Origin of the sequence: Streptomyces sp. NPDC051217, assembly GCF_044455465.1 — a bacterium.
GTDB lineage: Bacteria > Actinomycetota > Actinomycetes > Streptomycetales > Streptomycetaceae > Streptomyces.
Map to the genome: position 1 here is coordinate 180236 of NZ_JBITEV010000004.1, position 19391 is coordinate 199626.

Below are 19391 nucleotides of genomic sequence, written 5' to 3' on the forward strand. Positions count from 1 at the left end.
GGTCGCAGGGGCGCCAGAGGGCACATGTGAAGCTTTGGTGGTGGGTGAAAGGTTGTCTCCGGGCAGGTCAAGGGAGAGCAAAGAAAGCCCTTGGACGCTGGGTCAGCCGCGACGCAGGAGACGTGAGGCACCTGCTGCGACTGTTGTGGCGAGGATCCAGCCGAGCAGAATCATCACCGCCGAAAGCCACTGCCAGCCGCCCTCCGGCCGCCAGTGCCCGTCCTGGCCCAGATCGATCACCGGCACCAGCAGATCCAGCACGTACAGCGCCGGATTCCACGCCGGATGCTCCTCGGACTTGATCGGCTCCGGGGCGTGCCGGGCGAAGACGAACGTGCCCGCCGCCCACAGCATGGCCATCCACAGCGCGGCCCGGCCCGGCCGGTAGCCGTACGCCACCGTCCAGTCCTGGATGAAGCCCCACACCTTCCCCGCCAGCGGCAGCGTCTCGCGCCGTCTGCGCTGCTTGGCCAGCAGCACCTCACGGGCGTCCGCGTCCTCGCCGCTGTTGCGCATCACCTGCGCGAGGCGTTCGTACGGCTCCGGCGAGTACTCCGGCGTCGCCGAGTCCAGCCACTCCAGCCGGCGGTTGAGCGGGAAGTGGCCGGACGGCACCACGTTCTCGTAGACGAAACCGCCCATCGCGAGACCGCCGGGGCCCGGCCAGCTCGTGGAGAGATCCATCAGCGTGGTGATCTTCGCGCCGTTGAGCACGACCCGGCCCTCCAGCGGGCGCTCGCACTGGAAGCGGAGCTCCGTCGCCGTTATCCGGCGCAGCGACAGCTCCTGGCCGGCCGACATCAGGAAACGGGCCTGGTGGAGGTCGATCGTGTCGCCGAACCGGCCGTCGTCCAGCCGGACCCCGCCGTAGCACTCGAAGCGCCGGATCTCGGTGCCCGGCGGCAGCGACGCGGGGCGGACGGCGTTGCCGGTGTAGACCGTGCCGTACGGAGGTGTCGAGTTGGCGTTGCCCGTCGCGATGCTCACGACGGCGCCCGTCATATAGAGCGAGCGCTCCACGGTCAGCTGCGGCGCGTTGAGCGCGCGGCGCTCGCCCGCCGCGCGCAGCCGGCTGCCGCGCAGCATCAGCGAGCCCCCGACCTTCGAGCCGCGCAGGCTGAACTCCCCGTGCGTGTCTATCTGTTCGGCCTGGAGGTCCTGGCCGACCGACATCCCGTCGGCGGCTATCGACCGGTTGCTGCTGTCCGGCCGGACGGATATCTGGCTGATCAGCAGGTCCGTGCCGATCTGCGCGTCGGTGAGCCGGATACCGCGCGCGATCTGGCAGCGCGGCAGATGCAGATCGCCCTCGGTGCGCAGCCGGGCGGCCTCCAGGCGCGGGATCACACAGCCCACCAGCCGCAACGTGGTGAAGTGGCACTCCGGCAGTACCAGTTCCCGCTCGAAGCGGCAGTAGGTCAGCTCCACATACGGCTCGACATTGCCGCCCGCGAGATCCAGGGACCCGCTGATGTGGGCCCCGCGCAGCTTGAGCGCGGCGACCCGTCCCGGGCGCGCCGACGGACCGCTGAGCAGCAGAAGCGCGACGACCCGGGCGCGGACGCTGCGGTGTTCGCCCCAGGGTCCGGCCGCAGCCGGATCGTTGAGCAGTGGACTCGGCACACTCAGGTCGTAGGTACTGCCGTTCCGGAACGCCTGCCACATGCCGAGTTCTGTGGCCGAGAGCCAGTCCGGAGCTTCGTCGTCCTGCGGCTCGGACACTGCCGCGCCTCACTTCCCCGTTTGCCGTGCTGTGTGCTGCGCGCCGTACCTCGATGGGTGCCGTACCGCGTGCTCTGTCGTCGTGCGGTCGTATCTCGTGTCGCCGTGCGTCGTGGTCGTGTGACTCCCGGGCAGCCGTCGCCGGGCGGGACTGCTGTGGTGGAGTCGTACGGTCGTTCTTCCCTCTGAGTGACCGATCGAACGCCAATCGTCAACATTAGTAGCCGTGAGTGACATTCAGGGCTCATATCAGCCAGTGATACGGGCGGCCGTCGGCCGGATCGGGTCTGCGAGAATTGACCGCGTGATCTCACGAATCGATCTGCGCGGCGACGCCCTCCCCGAGGGCGCCGCACTGCGCGACCTGCTGCCCCGTGCCGACTTCGACGTGGAAGCCGCCCTCTCGAAGGTGCGCCCCATCTGCGAGGACGTGCGCCATCGCGGCACCGCGGCGCTGATCGAGTACGCATCGAGGTTCGACGGTGTGACGCTCGACCGGGTGCGGGTGCCCGCCGAAGCCCTCACCCGGGCCCTGGAGGCCCTGGATCCCGCCGTACGCGCCGCGCTCGACGAGTCCATCAGGCGGGCCCGTATCGTCCACCGCGCCCAGCGCCGCGCGGAGCACACCACCCAGGTCGTGCCCGGCGGCAAGGTGACCGAGAAGTGGGTGCCCGTCGGCCGCGTCGGGCTGTACGCGCCTGGTGGCCGCGCCGTCTACCCGTCGTCCGTGATCATGAACGTGGTCCCGGCGCAGGAAGCGGGCGTCGCGTCCATCGCCCTCGCCTCACCTCCACAGCAGGAGTTCGACGGCCTGCCGCACCCGACGATCCTCGCCGCCTGCGCCCTGCTGGGCATCGACGAGGTGTACGCGGTCGGCGGCGCCCAGGCCGTCGCGATGTTCGCGTACGGCACCACCGGCCCCGACGGCTGCCCGCCCGCCGACATGGTCACCGGACCCGGCAACATCTGGGTCACCGCCGCCAAGCGCTACTTCGCCGGCCGTATCGGCATCGACACCGAGGCCGGTCCGACCGAGATCGCCATCCTCGCCGACGCGACCGCCGACCCGGTGCACGTCGCCTCCGACCTGATCAGCCAGGCCGAGCACGACCCGCTCGCCGCCGCCGTCCTCGTCACCGACTCCGTCGAACTGGCCGACGCGGTCGAGAAGGAACTGGCGCCGCAGACCGCCGCCACCAAGCATGTCGAGGAGCGCATCGCGCCCGCCCTGGCGGGCAAGCAGTCCGCGATCGTGCTGGTCGACGGCGTAGAGGAGGGCCTGCGGGTCGTCGACGCGTACGGCGCCGAGCACCTGGAGGTGCAGACCGCCGGCGCCGCCGACGTCGCCGCCCGGGTCCGCAACGCGGGCGCGATCTTCGTGGGGCCCTACGCCCCGGTCTCGCTCGGCGACTACTGCGCCGGCTCCAATCACGTACTGCCGACCGGCGGTTGTGCCTGTCACTCCTCCGGCCTGTCCGTCCAGTCCTTCCTGCGCGGCATCCACATCGTCGACTACACGCGAGACGCGCTCGCCGACGTCGCCCACCACGTCGTGACGCTCGCCGAGGCCGAGGACCTGCCCGCGCACGGCGCCGCCGTCAAGGCGCGTTTCGGCTGGAAACTGCCCTCACGGCCGCCCACGGGGGAGGTGCCCATCGCGTGACGAACATCGACGACCTTCCCGTACGCGACGAGCTGCGCGGCAAGTCCCCCTACGGGGCGCCCCAGTTGGACGTCCCCGTACACCTCAACACCAACGAGAACCCGTACCCGCTGCCCGAACCGCTCGTCGAGCGGATCACCGAGCGGGTCCGGGAGGCCGCCCGCGGCCTCAACCGCTACCCCGACCGGGACGCGGTCGAACTCCGCACCGAGCTGGCCGCCTACCTCCGCCGCACCGCCGGCGCCCTCCCGCTGACCGCCGCGAACGTCTGGGCGGCCAACGGTTCCAACGAGGTCATCCAGCAGCTGCTCCAGACCTTCGGCGGCCCCGGCCGCACCGCGATCGGCTTCGAGCCGTCGTACTCCATGCACAACCTCATCGCGCGCGGCACCAGCACCGGCTGGATCTCCGGCCCGCGCGACGAGGACTTCACCATCGACTCCGACGCCGCCGAGCGGGCGATCACCGAGCACCGCCCCGACGTCGTCTTCATCACCACCCCCAACAACCCCACCGGCACCGCCGTCGACGCAGTGACCGTGGTCCGGCTGTACGACGCGGCGCAGGCGGCCAGGCCGTCGCTGGTCGTCGTCGACGAGGCGTACGTCGAATTCAGCCACCACCCCTCGCTCCTGCCGCTGCTCGCGGGCCGGCCGAACCTCGTCGTGTCCCGCACGATGTCCAAGGCATTCGGGGCCGCCGGACTGCGCCTCGGCTATCTCGCCGCGGACCCCGCCGTGGTCGACGCGGTGCAGCTGGTACGCCTGCCGTACCACCTGTCAGCCGTCACCCAGGCCACCGCGCTCGCCGCGCTGGAGCACACCGATACGCTGCTCGGATATGTCGAACGGCTCAAGACCGAGCGGGACCGGCTGGTCACCGAATTGCGGGCGATGGGCTTCGAGGTCACCGAATCGGACGCCAACTTCGTCCAGTTCGGCATCTTCGACGACGCGCACCGGGCCTGGCGGACGATCCTGGACCAGGGCGTGCTGGTACGCGACAACGGTGTCCCCGGCCGGCTGCGGGTCACGGCGGGCACCCCGTCCGAGAACGACGCGTTCCTCGACGCGGTACGTAAATTGACGAAGGAGCAGAGCGCATGAGCCGTATCGGCCGCGTGGAACGAACGACCAAGGAGACCTCGGTCGTTGTCGAGCTCGACCTCGACGGCACCGGCAAGGTCGAGGTGTCGACGGGCGTCGGCTTCTACGACCACATGCTCGACCAGCTCGGCAGGCACGGGCTCTTCGACCTGACGGTCAAGACCGAGGGCGATCTGCACATCGACTCGCACCACACCATCGAGGACACCGCCCTCGCGCTCGGCGCCGCCTTCAAGCAGGCGCTCGGCGACAAGGTCGGCATCCACCGCTTCGGCAACTGCACCGTCCCGCTGGACGAGTCGCTCGCCCAGGTCACCGTGGACCTCTCCGGCCGCCCCTACCTGGTGCACACCGAGCCGGACACCATGGCGCCGATGATCGGCAGCTACGACACGACGATGACCCGGCACATCCTGGAGTCGTTCGTGGCCCAGGCTCAGATCGCGCTGCACGTGCACGTCCCGTACGGGCGCAACGCGCACCACATCGTCGAGTGCCAGTTCAAGGCCCTCGCCCGCGCGCTGCGGTACGCGAGCGAGCGCGATCCGCGCGCCGTCGGCATCCTCCCGTCCACGAAGGGCGCCCTCTAACCCCATGACCGGTCTCAACACCATCCTCATCGTCCTCGGCCTGTTCCTGGCCGGCGGCGTCTACTCCTTCGCCAAGCAGAAACAGCCCACGGGCGTCATCGTCCTGCTCGGCATCTGCTCCGCGCTCTGTCTCCTCGCCGGCATCCTCCGCATCCAGGGACTCTGGGAATGACCAAGAACGTCGTCATCCTCGACTACGGCTTCGGCAACGTCCGTTCGGCCGAGCGCGCCGTGGCGCGCGCCGGGGCGGACGTCGAGATCACCCGTGACTTCGACAAGGCCATGAACGCCGACGGGCTGATCGTGCCCGGCGTCGGCGCCTTCTCCGCCTGCATGGAGGGGCTCCGCGCGGCGCGCGGCGACTGGGTCGTCGGCCGCCGGCTCGCGGGCGGCCGCCCGGTACTGGGAATCTGCGTCGGCATGCAGATCCTCTTCGAGCGCGGCATCGAGCACGGAGTGGAGACCGAAGGGCTCGACGAGTGGCCGGGCACCGTCGGCCCGCTCGTCGCCCCGACCGTCCCCCACATGGGCTGGAACACCGTCGATTCCCCCGCGGACAGCCAGCTCTTCGCCGGGCTCGACGCCGCCGAGCGCTACTACTTCGTGCACTCGTACGCCGTCCACGACTGGACCCTCGAAGTCTCCAACCCCAAGATCCGCGCTCCGAAGGTCACCTGGTCCCGGCACGGCGAGCCGTTCGTGGCCGCCGTGGAGAACGGTGCACTGTGGGCCACGCAGTTCCACCCCGAGAAGTCCGGCGACGCCGGAGCCCAACTGCTGTCCAACTGGATCGGAACCTTCTGATGTCCGGCACACCCGCCTCCGCCTCCGTACCGAGGCTCGAACTCCTCCCCGCCGTCGACGTGCGCGACGGCCGGGCCGTGCGGCTCGTGCACGGCGAGTCGGGCTCCGAGACCAGTTACGGCTCACCGCTGGAAGCCGCACTCGCCTGGCAGCGCGCGGGCGCCGAGTGGCTGCATCTCGTGGACCTCGACGCGGCGTTCGGTACCGGCGACAACAGGGACCTGGTCGCCGGGATCACCGACGCCATGGACATCAAGGTCGAACTGTCCGGCGGTATCCGCGACGACGCCTCGCTCACCGCCGCGCTCGCCACCGGCTGCACGCGCGTCAACCTCGGTACGGCGGCGCTGGAGACGCCCGAGTGGGCGGCCAAGGCCATCGCCGAGTACGGCGACAGGATCGCGATCGGCCTCGACGTACGCGGCACGACGCTGCGCGGGCGGGGCTGGACCAGCGAAGGGGGCGACCTCTGGGAGACGCTGGCGCGCCTCGACGCGGAGGGCTGCGCCCGCTACGTGGTCACCGACATCGCCAAGGACGGCACCCTCCAGGGGCCCAACCTGGAGCTGCTGAAGAGTGTGTGCGCGGCCACCGACCGGCCGGTCGTCGCCTCCGGCGGCGTCTCCTCGCTCGCCGACCTGCGCGCGATCGCCTCGCTGGTGCCCGCGGGAGTCGAGGGCGCGATCATCGGCAAGGCCCTGTACGCGAAGGCGTTCACGCTGGAAGAGGCGCTCGCGGAGGTGGCCCGATGAGCGAGACCCCGGCCAACGCCGACGCCAACCCCACCGCCAACGCCGACGCCGACGCCGACCCGGACGCGAGCACGAGCGCGAGCGCGAGGGCCAACGTGTCCGAGGGCGTACGCCGTATCGCCTCGGACGGCCTCTGGGAGGACGCCTACGGCTACTCCCGCGCCGTCGAACTGCCCGGCGGCCTCGTCCTCGTCTCCGGCTGCACCTCGGTCGTCGACGGGCGGATCGCCGAGGGCGGCCCCTACGAACAGGCCGTCACCGCCTTCGGTGTCGCCGTCAAGGCGCTGGGCGATCTCGGCCTCGGCGCAGAGCACGTCGTCCGCACCCGGATGTACATCACGCACGCGGGGGACGCGGACGACGTCGGGCGCGCCCACAAGGAGGCGTTCGGCGCCGTACGGCCCGCCGCCTCGATGATCGTCGTCGCCGGCCTCATCGACCCCAGCCTGGTCGTCGAGGTCGAGGTCGAAGCCTTCCGCGCACCCTCCGGAGGCCCGGCATGAGCCTTTCCGTCCGAGTCATCCCCTGCCTGGACGTGGACAACGGCCGGGTCGTCAAGGGCGTCAACTTCCAGAATCTGCGCGACGCGGGCGATCCCGTCGAGATGGCGAGGCTCTACGACGCCGAGGGAGCCGACGAGCTCACCTTCCTCGACATCACCGCCTCGTCGGGGGACCGCGAGACGACGTACGACGTGGTGCGCCGCACCGCCGAGCAGGTCTTCATCCCGCTCACGGTCGGCGGCGGGGTCCGTACCACCGAGGACGTCGACAAGCTGCTGCGGGCGGGCGCCGACAAGGTCGGCGTCAACACGGCCGCCATCGCGCGCCCCGACCTCCTCCGGGAGATCGCCGAGCGCTTCGGCCGTCAGGTGCTCGTCCTGTCGGTCGACGCGCGGCGTACGCCGGAGGGCACCTTCGAGGTCACCACGCACGGCGGGCGCCGGGGCACCGGCATCGACGCCGTGGAGTGGGCGCACCGCGCGGCCGAACTGGGCGCCGGGGAGATCCTGCTCAACTCGATGGACGCGGACGGCACGAAGGACGGGTACGACACGGAGATGATCGCGGCCGTACGCGAGCATGTGACGGTGCCGGTCATCGCCTCGGGCGGCGCGGGCAAGCTCGCGCACTTCCCGCCGGCCGTCGACGCCGGCGCGGACGCCGTACTGGCCGCGTCCGTCTTCCACTTCGGCGATCTGCGGATCTCCCAGGTCAAGAAGGAGCTGCGGGACTCGGGCCACGCGGTGCGCTGAGTCACGACCCGGGCCCACTGCCCCGGAACGATCCGTTCCGGGGACAGTCCGCGGTCAGCACCGGCGAACTCGCCGATGCGCGGGAGGGGTTGGCGGCGGGAGGGTGGTTCCCGTCAGCCAGTACGGCGGCCGCCATCCGGCGGGCCCGCGGCCCAGGACGACGGGCCCGGTCCTCGTACGACGGTGCGCCCCCACCGAGAGGACCCCCCTCGGGCAGCAACTCTCCACCGGCGACAGCTCGGCGGGCCGCAGCCGCGCTTCCCGTTTCCACCCGTTATGGCGCCGGCCTGGGCCGCGGCCCGTTCCGGGGGCCCCACCCGGGCCGCGCGGGACTCGTCATGAGCCTGTTCGTCGTCGCCGGCGCGTTCGCCATCGGCGCCATCGCCTTCGTACCCACCGTCGCCCTCGCCGCCGTGGCGGGCCTCTTCGTCGGGCTGCTCGCCGGGCTCGGCGGTGGACTCCGCGGGGGCGCTGACGCAGACCGTCACCGAACCCGAGTACCTCGGTCGGGTGACATCCATGGCCATCCTGTTCACCCTCGGCATCGCGCCGCTGAGCTACCCGGCGACCGGCGAACCGGCGCCCGCCGTCTGCGCGGCGGGCGGCGCGCTGGGCCGGCCCGCGCCGCGCCGAGCGGACCCGGCAGGCTGAACCGGCCTACATCCCGAGCTTCGCGCGCTGGAGCTTGTCGACCGCGTCCTTGTCACCTTCCACATCCACCCGGGCCGCGTCCTGCCGGCCGTAGACGAAGAGCAGCAGCTCGCCAGGCTCCCCCGTGACCGTCACCACCGGAGAGCCCCGGTGCGCCACCGCCGTCTGGCCGTCGGGGCGGCGCAGCACCAGCCCCACCGGCGACTTGCGGCCCATCAGCCGGGCGCCCTTCTCCAGCCGCGCCCACAGGGCGTTGGAGAACACCTTGTCGAGCTCGCGGGGCGTCCAGTCGGGCTGCGCCCGCCGCAGATCCTCGGCGTGGACGTAGTACTCGACGGTGTTCGCCGCCTCGTCGAGCTGCTTGATACCGAAGGGCGACATCCGGGGCGGACCCGTACGGATGAGCTGGATCAGCTCCTCGTACGGCTTCGCCACATACTCGCCCTGCACCCGCTCCAGCCGGTTCCTGAGCGGTCCGATGACCGATCCGCCCGCCGCGTCCGGGCGGCGCTCACGCACCACCACATGGGCCGCGAGATCCCGGGCGGTCCAGCCGTCGCACAGGGTCGGGGCGTCGGGTCCCGACGACTCCAACAGGTCGGCGAGCAGAAGTCGTTCACGCTTTGCATGGGTCGACATACGTGCCAGCGTACGACCGCCGCGCACCGTCCGCCCAGTGGACGCCCCGGGCCCGCGGCCGGACACGCCCGGCACAATGGGCCGTATGACCAGCGCGACCGAGGGCCCAGGCCCCTCCAGTGGCCTCGACCCCGCCATCGCCGCCCGGCTCAAGCGCGGCGCCGACGGGCTGATTCCGGCCGTTGCCCAGCAGTACGACACCGGCGAGGTGCTGATGCTCGGCTGGATGGACGACGAGGCCCTGCACCGCACCCTCACCACCGGGCGCGCCACCTACTGGTCGCGCAGCCGCCGCGAGTACTGGGTCAAGGGCGACACGTCCGGCCACGTCCAGCACGTGAAGTCCGTGGCGCTCGACTGCGACGCCGACACCGTGCTCGTCAAGGTCGACCAAGTGGGCGCCGCCTGTCACACCGGCGACCGGACCTGCTTCGACGCCGACGTCCTCCGGCCATCGACGCCCACGACGGGCCCCGCCGCCGACTAGGCTCCGCTGCCATGGATCTCGACACCTTCCGCAAGCTGGCGGTCGACCGCCGTGTCATCCCGGTCGGCCGCAGGCTCCTCGCGGACGGCGACACCCCGGTCGGCCTCTACCGCAAGCTCGCCGCCGAACGCCCGGGGACATTCCTCCTCGAATCCGCCGAGAACGGCCGCTCCTGGTCGCGCTACTCGTTCGTGGGCGTCCGGTCCGCCGCCACCCTCACCGAACGGGACGGGCAGACCCACTGGCTCGGCACCCCGCCCGTCGGCGTCCCCGTCGACGGAGACCCGCTGGCCGCCCTGCGGGCCACCGTGGAGGCCCTGCACACCCCGCACGACCACGAGGGGGACAGGCCGCCCTTCACCGGCGGCATGGTCGGCTACCTCGGCTTCGACGTGGTGCGCCGGCTGGAGAAGAAGATCGGCGACCACGCGCGCGACGATCTGCGGCTGCCCGAGCTGACGATGCTGCTCACCTCCGACCTCGCCGTCCTGGACCACCGCTCGGGCACCGTCCTGCTCATCGCCAACGCGATCAACCACAACGACCTCGACACGGGCGTCGACGAGGCCTACGCGGACGCCGTCGGCCGGCTCGACGCCATGGAACGTGACCTGGCCCGCCCCGTGGACAGCCTCCCCACCGCGCTGCCGCCGTCCGAACTGCCCCCGTACACCGCGCTCTGGGGCGGCGTCGCCTACCAGGAGGCCGTCAAGGACATCAAGGAGCGCATCCGGGCGGGCGAGGCCTTCCAGGTCGTGCCCTCGCAGCGGTTCGAGACCCCCTGCGAGGCGAGCGCGCTCGACGTCTACCGGGTGCTGCGGGCCACCAACCCGAGCCCGTACATGTACCTCTTCCGCTTCGACGGCTTCGACGTCGTCGGCTCCAGCCCGGAGGCGCTGGTCAAGGTCGAGGACGGGCACGCGATGGTCCACCCCATCGCCGGCACCCGCCCGCGCGGCGAGACCCCGCAGGACGACCAGGCCCTCGCCGATGAACTGCTCGCCGACCCCAAGGAGCGCGCCGAGCACCTGATGCTGGTCGACCTCGGCCGCAACGACCTGGGCCGGGTCTGCGAACCCGGCACCGTCGAGGTCGTCGACTTCATGTCCGTCGAGCGCTACTCGCACGTCATGCACATCGTCTCGACCGTCACCGGCCAGGTGGCCGAAGGCCGTACCGCCTTCGACGTACTGACGGCCTGCTTCCCCGCCGGCACGCTCTCCGGCGCCCCGAAGCCGCGCGCCCTGCAGATCATCGACGAACTGGAGCCCACACGGCGCGGTCTGTACGGAGGCTGCGTCGGCTACCTCGACTTCGCCGGCGACTCCGACACCGCCATCGCCATCCGCACGGCCCTGCTCCGGGACGGCACCGCCTACGTACAGGCGGGCGCGGGCGTCGTCGCCGACTCGGACCCCGTCGCCGAGGACACCGAGTGCCGCAACAAGGCCGCCGCCGTGCTGCGCGCGGTACACACCGCGAACCGGCTGGAGGGCCCCTGCACGGGCCCGTCCGAGGCGGAGCGGGAGCGGTAGGGGATAGTGGGGCGGGTGAGTGCCGTACCGATCCCCCAGCCCCGCGCCGAGACCACGGCGGACGCCACGAGAAGGCGCGCCGGCCGAAGTCTCGGCATCGCCCTCCTCCTCGGCGCGGCCGGCTCCGCCGTGGTGCTGATCGCCTCCGGCCAGACCTGGGCCGACGGCAGCGCCACCGTGGCGGGCGGCAGCGTGTCGCTCCACGCCGGTGGCCGTGACGTCACCGGCGTCCCCGCCGCGCTCGCCATCGCGGGCCTCGCCGCCCTCGTCGCCGTCTTCGCCGTCCGTACGGGCGGCCGGCTGCTGGTCTCCGCGCTGCTCGCCCTCAGCGGCGCGGGCGTCGCCGCCGCCGCGCTGATCGGCGCGAGCGACAGCTCGGCCCTCGACGACGAGGCCGCGCGTATGACCGGCGACACGGCCGCGACCGTCGGAGCCCTCACCCACACCGCCTGGCCCTACGTGACAGCGGCCGGCGGCGTACTGATCCTCCTCGCCGGGCTGCTGGCACTGCGATACGGATCACACTGGCCCACCATGTCTGGCCGCTACGAACGCGACGGCACCCGGCGCGCCGCCCGCGTCCGCGAGCCGTCCGCCAGGCCCGCCAAGGCCACCGGGCCCGCGGCCGACCCCGACCGGCCCGAGGACATCTGGAAGGCCCTGGACCGGGGCGAGGACCCCACGGGCTGACGCGCCGCCCGCGGCCCGGACCCCTGGGGCGGGGAACGCCGAGGGGTGCGGGACAATGAACGGTGAGCGTTCGGCTCAGCCGGCGCGCGACCCCAGCGCCACAGCAGCGCACCAGCGCAGCACATCAGCAAACGAGGAGCGAATTCATGGCGGGCAGCAGCCACGGACACACCCCGGCCGCCTGGACCGGTGTCACCATCTCTGTCATCGGCTTCGGCATCGCAGGCGTCTTCATGGTGGCTGCCGACCCCATCGGGTTCGTGGGCGGCCTCGCGGTCGTCCTCCTCGGCGGCATCGTCGGCCTCGCCATGCGCGCCGCGGGCCTCGGTTCGGTGAAGGAGTCCGAAGCGGCGAAGCAGGCCCGGGTGGAGGCCGCTCGGGCGTCCCTGGACCGTGCGGAGCACGAGGCCGTACAGCGTGGCGAGGGCCACCCGACCGGTCAGCCGCAGGCCGTGCAGGCGGGCCCGGAGCCGGCCAACCAGACCGCGTAACCGACCTCCCGCGGCCGTACGGAACGTACTCCGCACAGCGACACCAGGCGCAGCCCCGCCACCGCCGGGCTGCGCCTTCGTCGTACGCACGACCCCGGTCGGCGACGCGCCTGCGGGGCTGGCTGCGCTTTCCCGGCCCCACGGGGGACAATCACCCGGTGGACGCCATGCCTGCACCCGCCGCGCCGCCCCCGGCACCCGCCCCGGCGACCCGCGCCCGGCGGCTCCTCGCGCCGCTGGGCACGCTCGCCGGCGTCGTCGCCGCCTTCACCTACGTCGGCCTGGTCGACCCCAACGAGAGCGGCCACTACCCCGTCTGCCCGCTGCTCAGCATGACCGGCCTCTACTGCCCCGGCTGCGGCGGTCTGCGCAGCGCGCACGCCGTCGCGCACGGCGACATCGCCGCCGCCTTCGGTTCCAACGCGCTCGCCGGCGCCGGCTACGCGATCTTCGCGGCGGTGTGGCTGATCTGGCTGATTCTCGTCGCTCGCGGAACACGGCCGCGTGTCTCGGTGCCACCCTTCACGGGATGGGCCGTCGGTGCGGTCGTCGTGGTCTTCACGGTGGTACGAAACCTTCCTTTCGGCTCGTCGCTCGCCCCGTGAAGCGCCAGGTGATGGGAGGCTGGACCGGCGGATGCGGGCGCTCGGCCCTCCTCCGGATACCATCGACATGGCTGATCCTGATCCATGGCTGAATCCGACACCGTTCCCGGAAGGGGGCCGCTCGCGTGAGTGTGCTCGACGAGATCATCGAAGGCGTACGCGCCGACCTCGCGGAGCGGCAGGCGCGCGTCGGCCTCGACGAGCTCAAGGAGCGCGCGGGCAAGGCGCGGCCGGCCAAGGACGGCGTCGCCGCACTGCGCGGCGAGGGTGTCACGGTGATCTGCGAGGTCAAGCGCTCCAGCCCCTCCAAGGGCGCGCTGGCCGCGATCGCCGACCCCGCCGGGCTGGCCGCCGACTACGAGGCGGGCGGCGCCGCCGCCATCTCCGTACTGACCGAGCAGCGCCGTTTCGGCGGCTCGCTCGCCGACCTCGAAGCCGTGCGGGCCAGGGTCGACATCCCCGTCCTGCGCAAGGACTTCATCGTCACGGCGTACCAGCTGTGGGAGGCGCGCGCGTACGGCGCCGACCTCGCCCTGCTGATCGTCGCCGCCCTGGAGCAGCCCGCGCTCGTCTCGCTCATCGAGCGCGCCGAGTCCATCGGACTCACCCCGATCGTCGAGGTGCACGACGAGGACGAGGTCGAGCGAGCGGTCGACGCCGGGGCGCGGATCATCGGCGTCAACGCGCGCGACCTCAAGACGCTGAAGGTCGACCGCGGCACGTTCGAGCGGCTCGCCCCCGAGATCCCGGACGGCATCGTCAAGATCGCCGAGTCCGGGGTGCGCGGACCGCACGACCTCATCGCGTACGCCAACGCGGGCGCCGACTCGGTGCTCGTCGGCGAGTCCCTGGTCACCGGGCGCGACCCGAAGGCCGCGGTGGCCGACCTGGTCGCCGCGGGCGCCCACCCGGCACTGCGGCACGGGCGGAGCTGACCCCCCGATGCCCATCCCCGCCTCCGGACGCCCGGCCGCCGTGCCCGCGCCCCACGCGCCGCTGGCGCGTGGGTGCCGGCCGCGCGGCTGCCGGGCCCCGGCCAGGCGGGTGCACGGGCGGCGGGTGCGGTACGTGATCGGCGACGAACCCGGTCAGGTCAACGGGATGCGATGGCCCCGGGCCGCGCTCCGGCGAGGCCCTTCCGACCGCGACCACCGCGCGTAGGCGGACAACCGCCGCGCAGCCGCGTGGACGACGTGAACACGTCGTCGCGCCGCGGTGACGCGCCCGAAGGGCCGGTCCACGACCCGCGCCCCTCCCGGCCACGCCGGCCACGGGGCCGCCTCGCCCATGGCGCCAACGGTGCACCCCACCCGTCGCTTGTCATGAGGAGATCATCCGTGACGTCCGATTCCACCCTTATCTCCGGTTCTTCCGGGTTCTTCATTCCCGACCCCGAGGGCCTGAGCCCGAACACCGACGGCTACTTCGGCGCGTACGGCGGCAAGTTCATCCCGGAGGCACTCGTCGCCGCCGTCGACGAAGTCGCCGTCGAGTACGAGAAGGCCAAGGGCGACCCCGCCTTCGCCGACGAGCTCAACGACCTCATGGTCAACTACACCGGCCGCCCCAGCGCCCTCACCGAGGTCCCCCGGTTCGCAGAGGAGGCCGGCGGCGCCCGGGTCTTCCTCAAGCGGGAGGACCTGAACCACACCGGGTCGCACAAGATCAACAACGTGCTCGGCCAGGCGCTGCTCACCAAGCGCATGGGCAAGACCCGCGTCATCGCCGAGACCGGCGCCGGACAGCACGGTGTCGCCACCGCGACCGCCTGCGCGCTGTTCGGACTCGAATGCACCATCTACATGGGCGAGATCGACACCGAGCGCCAGGCGCTGAACGTCGCCCGCATGCGGATGCTCGGCGCCGAGGTCGTACCGGTCAGGTCCGGCAGCCGCACCCTGAAGGACGCCATCAACGAGGCGTTCCGCGACTGGGTCGCCAACGTGGACCGTACGCACTACCTGTTCGGCACCGTCGCCGGGCCGCACCCCTTCCCCGCGATGGTGCGGGACTTCCACCGCGTGATCGGCGTCGAGGCGCGCCGCCAGATCCTGGAGCGGGCGGGCCGGCTGCCCGACGCGGCCGTCGCCTGTGTGGGAGGCGGGTCGAACGCGATCGGTCTCTTCCACGCGTTCCTCGCCGACGAGGCCGTACGGCTGGTCGGCTGCGAGCCCGCCGGTCACGGCATCGGGACCGGCGAGCACGCGGCGACGCTGACCGCGGGCGAGCCCGGCATCCTGCACGGTTCGCGGTCCTACGTCCTCCAGGACGAGGAGGGCCAGATCACCGAGCCGTACTCGATCTCGGCCGGACTCGACTACCCGGGCATCGGCCCCGAGCACGCGTACCTCAAGGACAGCGGGCGCGGCGAGTACCGGGCCGTGACCGACGACGACGCGATGAAGGCCCTGCTGCTGCTCTCCCGCACCGAGGGCATCATTCCGGCCATCGAGAGTGCGCACGCGCTCGCCGGGGCGCTGGAGGTCGGCCGCGAGCTGGGGGAGGACGGCCTGATCGTCGTCAACCTCTCCGGGCGCGGCGACAAGGACATGGACACCGCCGCCCGCTACTTCGGGCTGTACGACGAGGAGAGCGCCAAGTGAGCGGGAACATCCAGCTGTTGAGCGACACCCTCGCGGCCGCGCGCGGCGAGGGGCGCGCCGCGCTCATCGCCTATCTGCCGGCCGGATTCCCGACGGTGGACGGCGGCATCGACGCCGTGAAGGCCGTCCTCGACGGCGGCGCCGACGTGGTTGAGATCGGGCTGCCGCACAGCGACCCCGTGCTCGACGGCCCCGTCATCCAGACCGCCGACGACATCGCACTCAAGGGCGGCGTGAAGATCGCCGACGTGATGCGCACGGTCCGCGAGGCGTACGAGGGCACCGGGAAGCCCGTGCTGGTCATGACGTACTGGAACCCGATCGACCGGTACGGCATCGAGCGCTTCACCACCGAGCTGGCCGAGGCGGGCGGCGCCGGGTGCATCCTGCCCGACCTGCCCGTACAGGAGTCCGACGTGTGGCGGCAGCACGCCGAGAAGCAGGGCCTCGCCACCGTCTTCGTGGTCGCGCCGAGCAGCAGGGACGAGCGGCTCGCGAAGATCACCTCCGTAGGCTCCGGGTTCGTCTACGCCGCCTCCCTGATGGGCGTCACCGGCACCCGCCAGTCGGTGGGCGCGCAGGCTCAGGACCTGGTGCGGCGGACCCGCGCCACCACCGATCTGCCGGTGTGCGTCGGGCTCGGGGTCTCCAACGCGGCGCAGGCCGCCGAGGTCGCCTCGTTCGCCGACGGGGTCATCGTCGGCTCGGCCTTCGTCAAGCTGATGCTGGACGCGCCCGACGCCGGGGCGGGGCTGGCCGCGGTCCGCGCGCTCGCCGCCGACCTGGCGGAAGGCGTTCGCAAGCGCTGACGGGTGAGGTAGCTCGTACGGGTGGACATGGGACCGGGGAGGTGCGTACGCGCCTCCCCGGTTCGTTGCTGAGGCGTGAGCGAGAAGAACCGTGAGGCAAAGAGGAGCGCCAGAGAGCGGCTCCAGGAGCAGCGTGAGCAGGAGAAGAGGCGGGAGCGGCGCAGGCGCACCCTCGTCGTCTCGGCGGCGGTGGTGGGCGTGCTGGGCGTGGCGGCGGCGATCGGACTCGTCGCGAGCGACGCGAACAAGGACAAGGGCGAGAGCGGCGCCGCGGGCCCCGTTCTCGCCCCGTCGGGGGCGCAGGGCAAGGACGAGCTGTCGATCCCCGTGGGCAAGGCCGACGCCCCGTCGACCCTCACCGTGTGGGAGGACTTCCGCTGCCCGGCCTGCGCCCAGTTCGAGAACGCGTTCAGGGAGACGATCAAGGAGCTGGAGACCGACGGTCAGCTCAAGGTCGACTACCACCTCGCCACGATCATCGACGGCAACATGGGCGGTACCGGCTCGCTGCGCGCGGCCAACGCGGCGGCGTGCGCGCAGGATGTCGGAAAGTTCGCGCCGTACCACGACACGCTGTTCCAGAATCAGCCGCCGGAGCCCGACGACGCATTCGCGGACAACGCGCGGCTGCTGGAGCTCGCCGACAAGGTCGGCGGCCTGGAGTCGGCCCCCGGCTTCCGGCAGTGCGTCGAGGACGGCAAGCACGACAAATGGGTGATGAATTCGAACGCCGCGTTCCAGAACGGCGGCTTCAGCGGCACGCCGACGGTCCTGCTCAACGGTGAATCCGTCTTCCCCAAGAAGGCCGGCGAGAACATCACCCCGGACAACTTCAAGAGGTGGGTCAGGGAGGCCAACAAGGGCAAGCAGCCGGGCACCGCACCGGCGACGCCGCCGGACACCGGGGCCTCCCCCTCCTGAGCCGGCGGGCCGCACCGGGGCCTTTTCGCGTGTGCTCGTTATCCAGAAGTTGCCGGGCGGGTTGCCGTAGGCCCCGCCCGGCACGGTAGCGTCGGAACCGCCATGGAACTTGCCTATATCCCCAGTCCGTCGAGCGGCGTGATCCATCTCGGACCACTTCCGCTGCGCGGCTATGCGTTCTGCATCATTCTCGGTGTCTTCGTCGCCGTCTGGTACGGCAACAAGCGCTGGATCGCCCGTGGCGGCAAGGCCGGCACCGTGGCCGACATCTCCGTCTGGGCCGTGCCCTTCGGACTTGTCGGCGGCCGGCTCTACCACGTGATCACCGACTACCAGCTGTACTTCAGCGACGGTAAGAACTGGGTCGACGCCTTCAAGATCTGGGAGGGCGGCCTCGGGATCTGGGGCGCGATCGCCTTCGGCGCCGTCGGCGCGTGGATCGGCTGTCGCCGCCGGGGCATCCCGCTGCCGGCGTACGCGGACGCCATCGCACCCGCGATCGTGCTCGCCCAGGCCATCGGCCGCTGGGGCAACTGGTTCAACCAGGAGCTGTACGGCAAGGCCACCGATCTGCCGTGGGCCGTGGAGATCTCCGACGGGGTGAACCGCGAGGGCGGTACGTACCACCCGACGTTCCTCTACGAGTCGCTGTGGTGCGTCGGCGTCGCGCTGCTCGTGGTCTGGGCCGACCGCCGCTTCAAGCTCGGCCACGGACGGGCCTTCGCGCTCTACGTCGCCGCGTACTGCGTGGGCCGGTCCTGGATCGAGTACATGCGCGTCGACGAGGCGCACCACGTGCTGGGGCTCCGCCTCAACGTGTGGACCGCGATCATCGTCTTCGTCCTCGCGGTGGTGTACATCGTGATCTCGGCGCGGACCAGGCCGGGGCGCGAGGAGCTCGTCGAGCCGGACCGGGAGACGCTCCGCAAGGACGGCAAGGACGGCAAGGACAAGACCGAGGACGGCGTGGAGGACGGCGACGCCAAGGTCAGGACCGAGAAGGGCGACGAGCCCGAGACCGTCGGGGCCGGGGCGGATGCCGACACCGACGCCGAGAGCAGTTCCGACGCCGCGGCGGCGAAGAACGTCTGACGGGCGCACGGCCCAGGCACAGGGCTGCCGGACCTCGTGAGAGGTGCGGCGGCCCTTGCCTGTGCCTGGGCCGTGCTTGTCCTCAACCGGCCACCGGACGGATCCGGAATCACCGCACCGGCCGCGCCGCCAGGAGCAGCGTGCGATGGGCCGCCGCCACGACCGCCGCGTCCACGAAACGCCCGTCCGGCAGCGCCACCGCGCCCGCGTCCTCCGCCGCCGCCTCGACGATCTCCGTGGCCGACTCGATCTCCCGCGGCGTGGGGAGATACGCGCGCTCGATCACCGGCAGCTGGCGCGGATGGATCGCGGACCGCCCGAAGAAGCCGAGCGAGCGCCCGTGCGCGCAGGAGGCCGCCAGCCCCTCCAGGTCCCGCACGTCGGGGAAGACGGACTGGACGGGCGCCGGCAGACCGGCGGCCCGCGCCGCCACCACGACCCGGCTGCGCGACCAGTCGAGCCCGGCGTCGTTCCGTACCCCCAGATCGGCGCGGAGGTCCGCCTCACCGAGGGCGATACCGCGCACCGCGGGATGGGCCGCGGCGACGGCGTGGGCGTTCTCGACGGCGAGGGCGGACTCCAGCAGCGCGTACAGCGGGGCGCCCGGGGCCATGACGGCGGCCCGGCGGATATCCGACGCGTGCGTGACCTTGGGCAGCCGCAGCCCGGCGAGGCCGGGGAGGCCGGCCAGCACGGGGATGTCGTCATCGCCCGCGACGCGCACATGGACCGGTGTGGGGCCGGGGGAGGCCAGCAGATCGGCCGTCGCGGCGCGCGCGTACTCCCTGCGGTCGGCGGCCACCGCGTCCTCCAGGTCGACGATCACCGCGTCGGCGCCGGAGACGAGCGCCTTCTGTACGACGTCGGGCCGGTCCCCGGGTACGTACAGCCAGGTGAGCGGGGTGTGCGGCGGGTGCCTCGGGTACAGCGGCCCCGGGGCGGGCATGGGGTGCGGCGGGCGCGGCGCGTGCGGCGC

22 protein-coding genes and 1 pseudogene are annotated in these 19391 nt (G+C 72.1%); 20 read left to right on the top strand and 3 right to left on the bottom strand.

What is annotated here, in order from left to right:
- Positions 1-102: 102 nt before the first annotated feature.
- Positions 103-1722 (bottom strand): oxidoreductase, encoded by a 1620-nt coding sequence (locus ACIBBB_RS12125; RefSeq protein ID WP_398980940.1) that lies wholly within the window; start codon positions 1720-1722, stop codon positions 103-105.
- A gap of 304 nt (positions 1723-2026) precedes the next feature.
- On the opposite strand from ACIBBB_RS12125, the gene hisD reads away from it, so the two are divergent.
- The 9 genes from hisD (at position 2027) to ACIBBB_RS12170 (ending at position 8543) form a co-directional block, all read left to right on the top strand.
- Entirely contained in the window at positions 2027-3385 is a 1359-nt protein-coding gene (gene hisD / locus ACIBBB_RS12130; protein ID WP_398980942.1) for a histidinol dehydrogenase, read from the top strand.
- The gene (locus ACIBBB_RS12135) at positions 3382-4491 is read left to right on the top strand and encodes a histidinol-phosphate transaminase (protein WP_398980943.1); all 1110 of its coding nucleotides are present in this window, start codon (positions 3382-3384) and stop codon (positions 4489-4491) included. The genes hisD and ACIBBB_RS12135 overlap by 4 nt, the downstream gene beginning before the upstream one ends.
- Entirely contained in the window at positions 4488-5081 is a 594-nt protein-coding gene (gene hisB / locus ACIBBB_RS12140) for an imidazoleglycerol-phosphate dehydratase HisB (protein ID WP_398980945.1), read from the top strand. The genes ACIBBB_RS12135 and hisB overlap by 4 nt, the downstream gene beginning before the upstream one ends.
- Positions 5082-5085: 4 nt before the next feature.
- On the top strand, positions 5086-5253 hold the full coding sequence (locus ACIBBB_RS12145; RefSeq protein ID WP_189107861.1) for a hypothetical protein: 168 nt from the start codon (positions 5086-5088) through the stop codon (positions 5251-5253).
- A complete protein-coding gene (hisH, locus tag ACIBBB_RS12150) occupies positions 5250-5885 on the top strand; it encodes an imidazole glycerol phosphate synthase subunit HisH (RefSeq protein ID WP_398980946.1) in 636 nt (211 codons plus the stop codon). Before ACIBBB_RS12145 ends, hisH begins: the two co-directional genes overlap by 4 nt.
- Positions 5885-6637: a bifunctional 1-(5-phosphoribosyl)-5-((5-phosphoribosylamino)methylideneamino)imidazole-4-carboxamide isomerase/phosphoribosylanthranilate isomerase PriA gene (gene priA / locus ACIBBB_RS12155; RefSeq protein ID WP_398980947.1), complete on the top strand. Its 753-nt coding sequence runs from the start codon at positions 5885-5887 to the stop codon at positions 6635-6637. The genes hisH and priA overlap by 1 nt, the downstream gene beginning before the upstream one ends.
- A 95-nt stretch (positions 6638-6732) precedes the next feature.
- Positions 6733-7140, top strand: coding sequence for a Rid family hydrolase (locus ACIBBB_RS12160; RefSeq protein ID WP_398981307.1), 408 nt, complete (start codon positions 6733-6735; stop codon positions 7138-7140).
- A complete protein-coding gene (gene hisF / locus ACIBBB_RS12165) occupies positions 7137-7892 on the top strand; it encodes an imidazole glycerol phosphate synthase subunit HisF (protein ID WP_398980948.1) in 756 nt (251 codons plus the stop codon). Before ACIBBB_RS12160 ends, hisF begins: the two co-directional genes overlap by 4 nt.
- A 519-nt stretch (positions 7893-8411) precedes the next feature.
- Entirely contained in the window at positions 8412-8543 is a 132-nt protein-coding gene (locus ACIBBB_RS12170; protein WP_398980949.1) for a hypothetical protein, read from the top strand.
- Positions 8544-8549: 6 nt separating this feature from the next.
- Here the strand turns inward: ACIBBB_RS12170 and ACIBBB_RS12175 are convergent, their stop codons facing one another.
- Positions 8550-9182 (bottom strand): TIGR03085 family metal-binding protein, encoded by a 633-nt coding sequence (locus ACIBBB_RS12175; protein ID WP_398980950.1) that lies wholly within the window; start codon positions 9180-9182, stop codon positions 8550-8552.
- 85 nt (positions 9183-9267) lie between these two features.
- Between ACIBBB_RS12175 and hisI the strand changes: the two genes are divergently transcribed.
- The 11 genes and pseudogenes from hisI to lgt all read left to right on the top strand — a co-directional run bounded on the left by hisI (position 9268) and on the right by lgt (position 18415).
- On the top strand, positions 9268-9669 hold the full coding sequence (hisI, locus tag ACIBBB_RS12180) for a phosphoribosyl-AMP cyclohydrolase (RefSeq protein ID WP_398980951.1): 402 nt from the start codon (positions 9268-9270) through the stop codon (positions 9667-9669).
- 11 nt (positions 9670-9680) lie between these two features.
- Positions 9681-11204 (top strand): anthranilate synthase component I, encoded by a 1524-nt coding sequence (locus tag ACIBBB_RS12185; RefSeq protein WP_398980952.1) that lies wholly within the window; start codon positions 9681-9683, stop codon positions 11202-11204.
- Between the two features lie 6 nt (positions 11205-11210).
- Positions 11211-11894 carry a TIGR02234 family membrane protein gene (locus ACIBBB_RS12190; protein ID WP_398980953.1) on the top strand — a complete coding sequence of 228 codons (684 nt, stop codon included), beginning with the start codon at positions 11211-11213 and terminating at the stop codon, positions 11892-11894.
- Between the two features lie 146 nt (positions 11895-12040).
- Positions 12041-12280 (top strand): annotated as a pseudogene (locus ACIBBB_RS12195) (HGxxPAAW family protein); the annotation flags it as partial.
- 272 nt (positions 12281-12552) lie between these two features.
- The gene (locus ACIBBB_RS12200) at positions 12553-12990 is read left to right on the top strand and encodes a DUF2752 domain-containing protein (RefSeq protein WP_398981309.1); all 438 of its coding nucleotides are present in this window, start codon (positions 12553-12555) and stop codon (positions 12988-12990) included.
- 125 nt (positions 12991-13115) lie between these two features.
- A complete protein-coding gene (trpC, locus tag ACIBBB_RS12205; RefSeq protein WP_398980954.1) occupies positions 13116-13925 on the top strand; it encodes an indole-3-glycerol phosphate synthase TrpC in 810 nt (269 codons plus the stop codon).
- Positions 13926-13932: 7 nt separating this feature from the next.
- Entirely contained in the window at positions 13933-14151 is a 219-nt protein-coding gene (gene trpM / locus ACIBBB_RS12210; protein WP_398980955.1) for a tryptophan biosynthesis modulator TrpM, read from the top strand.
- Positions 14152-14348: 197 nt separating this feature from the next.
- A complete protein-coding gene (gene trpB / locus ACIBBB_RS12215) occupies positions 14349-15593 on the top strand; it encodes a tryptophan synthase subunit beta (protein ID WP_398981311.1) in 1245 nt (414 codons plus the stop codon).
- A complete protein-coding gene (gene trpA, locus ACIBBB_RS12220) occupies positions 15590-16402 on the top strand; it encodes a tryptophan synthase subunit alpha (protein WP_398980956.1) in 813 nt (270 codons plus the stop codon). Before trpB ends, trpA begins: the two co-directional genes overlap by 4 nt.
- A 75-nt stretch (positions 16403-16477) precedes the next feature.
- Positions 16478-17323, top strand: a complete 846-nt coding sequence (locus ACIBBB_RS12225; protein ID WP_398980957.1) for a DsbA family protein — start codon at positions 16478-16480, stop codon at positions 17321-17323.
- A 102-nt stretch (positions 17324-17425) separates the two neighbouring features.
- On the top strand, positions 17426-18415 hold the full coding sequence (gene lgt / locus ACIBBB_RS12230; RefSeq protein WP_398980958.1) for a prolipoprotein diacylglyceryl transferase: 990 nt from the start codon (positions 17426-17428) through the stop codon (positions 18413-18415).
- A gap of 109 nt (positions 18416-18524) precedes the next feature.
- Here the strand turns inward: lgt and ACIBBB_RS12235 are convergent, their stop codons facing one another.
- Positions 18525-19361, bottom strand: coding sequence for an HpcH/HpaI aldolase/citrate lyase family protein (locus tag ACIBBB_RS12235; RefSeq protein WP_398981313.1), 837 nt, complete (start codon positions 19359-19361; stop codon positions 18525-18527).
- Positions 19362-19391: the final 30 nt, after the last annotated feature.